Here is a 3,548-nt window from a genome sequence, read left to right as displayed (position 1 = left end):
TGGCTCTGGATGCAGAGCTCGGTCACCGTCGCGATCCCCCTCCTCCTCCTCGCCGTCGACCATGCGCGCGAGCATCGACGCTTCGCGCGAAGCGTCGCGCTCTCGTCCGTATCGATGCTCCTCTTCCTCGCGGGAGGCTATCCCTTCATGGTCCTCTTCGGAGCCGCGGCGGCGTTCGCGTACGCGATCGCCGCCGCCGGAGGCCGGCCCGCGGCGGAGACGCGCCGGACGGCCGGGCGCCTCGCGCTTTCGGCCGCGCTCGCGGCCGGGGTCCTGCTTCCCGCCATTCTCGTCTCCGCCCGGATGATCCGCGCGTCGGGACAGGTCGCGGCGCGCGCGGGTCTCGCCGACGAGCTCCGGCTTCCGCCGCGCCACGCGATCCTCTTCGCGTTCCCCCTCGCTCTCGGGGATCCTCTCGCCGGCGACTACCGGCCCCTGACCGGCAGCCGGTTCGAGACCTGGGTCGAGACCGCCGTCGGCGTGGGACCGGCGGCGCTCGGGCTCGCGCTGCTGGGCGCCGCACAACGTCGAAACCGCCGCCTCTGGGTCTATGGTTCGGGCCTCGCGGCCGCGACGGCGGCGATCCTCTACGTCGCGCCGGTCCGCGGTTTCTTCGCGTCCCTTCCCGTCCTCTCGGGGGTGCTCCTCGAACGCGTCAAGATCCTCGCGGTTCTCGGCGTCGCGATCGGCGCCGCCGCCGGCGCCGAGCTCGTCCGGCGCGCGATGGGCCGGTCTCCGGCGCTCGCCCGGCTCGCCGCGAGCCTGCCGTTCGCGATCGGCATTCCGCTGATCCTCGTGGCGGCGCGGCTCTATCCCGCGGTCCTTCCGAAGGACGCCGTGTTCGTCGAGACACCGGGGCTGCGCCGCCTGGCGCGGGAAACGGCGGGGCCGTCGCGGTTCCTCGGAACCGGCTGGACGCTCTACCCCGACCTGGGGTCGGCGTTCGGCCTCGAGGACGTCCGCGGGCATCTCATGTTCGAGGAGACGTGGCGGAGACTCCTTTCCGCCGCCGACCCCCGGATCTACGGGCACACGGGGACGCTCCTGATCGCCGACGCGCGAAGGCTCCGTCCCGATTCGCCGGTTCTCGACCTCCTCGGCGTCTCCGCGATCGCCGCGTCTCCGGGGACCGTGCTTCCGCCGGAGGGCCTCGCGAAGATCTACGAGGGTCCGGACCTCGCCCTCTACCGGAGGGCGTCCGCTTTCCCCCGCTTCTTTCTCGTCGACCGATGGCAGCCGGGCGGCGTCGGCCAGGTCATGGAGGCCTCCCGCGAGTCTCTCCGGACCACCGCGTTCGTCCAGGAGCGCGATGCCGGCCGCCTGCCGCCGCCGCCGCCCCGCGCCGCCCCCGCCGGCCGCGTGCGGATCGAGTCGTACGGAAGCGACCGGTTCCGTCTGCGGGTGAACGCGCGCGCGCCCGCCCTTCTCGTCTCGTCGCAGAAGCTCTTTCCCCCGTACTGGGCGGCTCGCCTCGACGGCGCGCCCGCGGCGCCGATCCGCGTCGACGGCCTGTTCTTCGGCCTGCCCGTTCCCGCGGGGCGCCACGTCGTGGACGGGCGGTTTGGCATTCCCGCGGCGGAGCTCGCGGTCTCGGCCGCCGCCGCGCTCGCGATCCTCGGGCTCCTGGCGATCTCGTTTCGACCGGACCGGACGCGATGACGCGCTCGAGCCGCGCGGCGATCCTCGTTTCGCTCCTCTTCTTCGTGAAGGCGGCCACGCTCGCGCTCTTCGTCACTCCCCTCTGGGACGTCCCCGACGAGATCGGGCATTTCGCGTACGCCGCCGATCTCGCCGACGGCCGGGGCGTCCTCCCTCCGGGGCGCGCCGTCATCCCCCCGGACCTCGTGGCGCGGTGGCGCGGCGGCGCCGGCGGGAGCGTCCCGAACTGGACCGCCGTTCACCCGCCCGGATACCACGTCTTCGCGGCCGCCGCGCTCGCCGCGGCGCGGCTCTTCACGCCCGATTTCGAATGGCAGGTGCGGCTCACGCGCCTGACCTCGGCGTTCTTCGGCGCGGCGACTCTCCTGCTGCTCTATCGCCTGCTCGTCCTCGCGGGCGCGGGCGGTGCGGCGGCGCTCGCGGGATCGGCGGGCGTCGGCTTCATCCCGATGTTCTCGCACATGGCCTCGGGGGTGAGCCAGGACACGCTGTCGGCGGCTCTCGGCGCCGTCTGTGCGATCGCGTGGGTGGACCTCGTCCGGCGGCGCTCCCTCTCCGCGGGCGCGCGCCTCGTTCTCGCGATCGCCGCCGCCGGAGCGGTGAAGGCGACGATCGCCCCGGCGGCGATCGTGCTGATGGCGCTCCTCCCGGCGTACCTCCCCGGCCGCGCGGCGGCGCGGCTCTTCGCGGCGGCCGGCCTTTCCCTCGTCGCGTTCTCCACGACCGCCCTCTGGTGGCTTCGCCTCGGACGCCTTCCGACGCCGCCGGCGGGCCCGCCGGGAAGCCGCCGTCACGGCGCCGCCGCCTTTTTCGAGGTCTTCCGAAGCTCTCCGGTCGCCGACCACACGTTGAAGAACTTCTTCGGGCTGATCGGGTGGACCGGCGGAGGCGACGGCGTCGTCCGATGGTTTCAGATCTCGGGCGTTTTCCTCGCGGTTCCTCTCGCGCTCGTCCTTCTCCTCGTCGTCCTGACCGCGTCGTGGGTCGCGCGGCGGGACTTCCCGGCGGGAATGCCGGCGCGCCGATCGGGAATCGCCGGATGGGCGCTGGCCGGCGCGGTCTTTCTCGTCGCCTTCGGCTGGCTCGTCTCCCGCCCCTCCGTCCACCCCGTCAAGCTTTTCGTCGAGAGCCTCCTCTTCGCCCTTCCGTTCGTCGCCGTCCCGCAGGCGTGGCGAAGACGGACCGAAATCGAGGAGGTCGTGTTCTCCGCCCAGCTCGTCGCTCTCGGCTTCATGCTCCTCTACTTCTGGAACGTCTCGCGTTCGTTTCTCCTGACGGGCCAGATGCGCGGCGCGCACGGACGCTACTATTTCGCCGTGCTCGGCTTCCTCCTTCTCGGCTTCTACCTTCCGGCCGCCGATCGGCTCCGGAAGTGGCCGGGGCGAAACCGCGCCCTGGCCGCCGCCGTGCTCCTCCTCTTCGTCAACGAGACGGCGTTCTACGCGTCGCGCGTGATTCCCTTCTACCGCGGAGTCGCGCTCGCGGCGGCCGGACGACGGGTGAAGTGAATCCCTCTTTGCCCCGCCGGACGGCCGCGGCCTCGATCGGCGCGGCGGCGGCGATCCTCCTGCTCGAAGGCTCCCGCGCCGCGGCCGGAAGCGCGTTCTCCGCCGGCGGGCTCCTCGCACGCGCTCTCTTCGTGGCCGCCGTCCTCGCCGCCAGCCGTTTCTGCCGCCCGTGGCGGGCGGAAGGGGGCCGGTGGATCTTCCCGAAGACCTCGGCGGCGCTGCTCGCCGCCGCCTCCGCCGGCGCGGTCGCGGCCGCCGCGCTCCAGAGCGCGATCGGGGGCGCAGTCGCTCTCGCGCTCTTCTTCGCACTGACCGCCGGGGCCGCGGTTCCCGCCGGCGGACGGAGCCGAGCGGTGCCGGCGGCGCTTCGCATCCTCGCCC

At 73.4% G+C, this 3,548-nt stretch carries 3 protein-coding genes; all 3 read left to right on the top strand.

All coding sequences use genetic code 11. The features are described 5' to 3' along the window. On the top strand, nucleotides 1–1,659 hold a 1,659-nt coding region (locus VKH46_07005), incomplete at its 5' end, for a hypothetical protein (GenBank protein HKB70579.1). Further along, entirely contained in the window at nucleotides 1,656–3,167 is a 1,512-nt protein-coding gene (locus VKH46_07000) for a hypothetical protein (protein ID HKB70578.1), read from the top strand. The genes VKH46_07005 and VKH46_07000, both read left to right, overlap by 4 nt. Further along, nucleotides 3,164–3,548 (top strand): hypothetical protein (locus tag VKH46_06995; GenBank protein HKB70577.1); only part of this gene is annotated, 385 nt, incomplete at its 3' end. The genes VKH46_07000 and VKH46_06995, both read left to right, overlap by 4 nt.

The organism is Thermoanaerobaculia bacterium, assembly GCA_035260525.1.
GTDB lineage: Bacteria > Acidobacteriota > Thermoanaerobaculia > UBA5066 > DATFVB01 > DATFVB01.
This window is presented reverse-complemented; position numbering and strand designations above follow the sequence as displayed.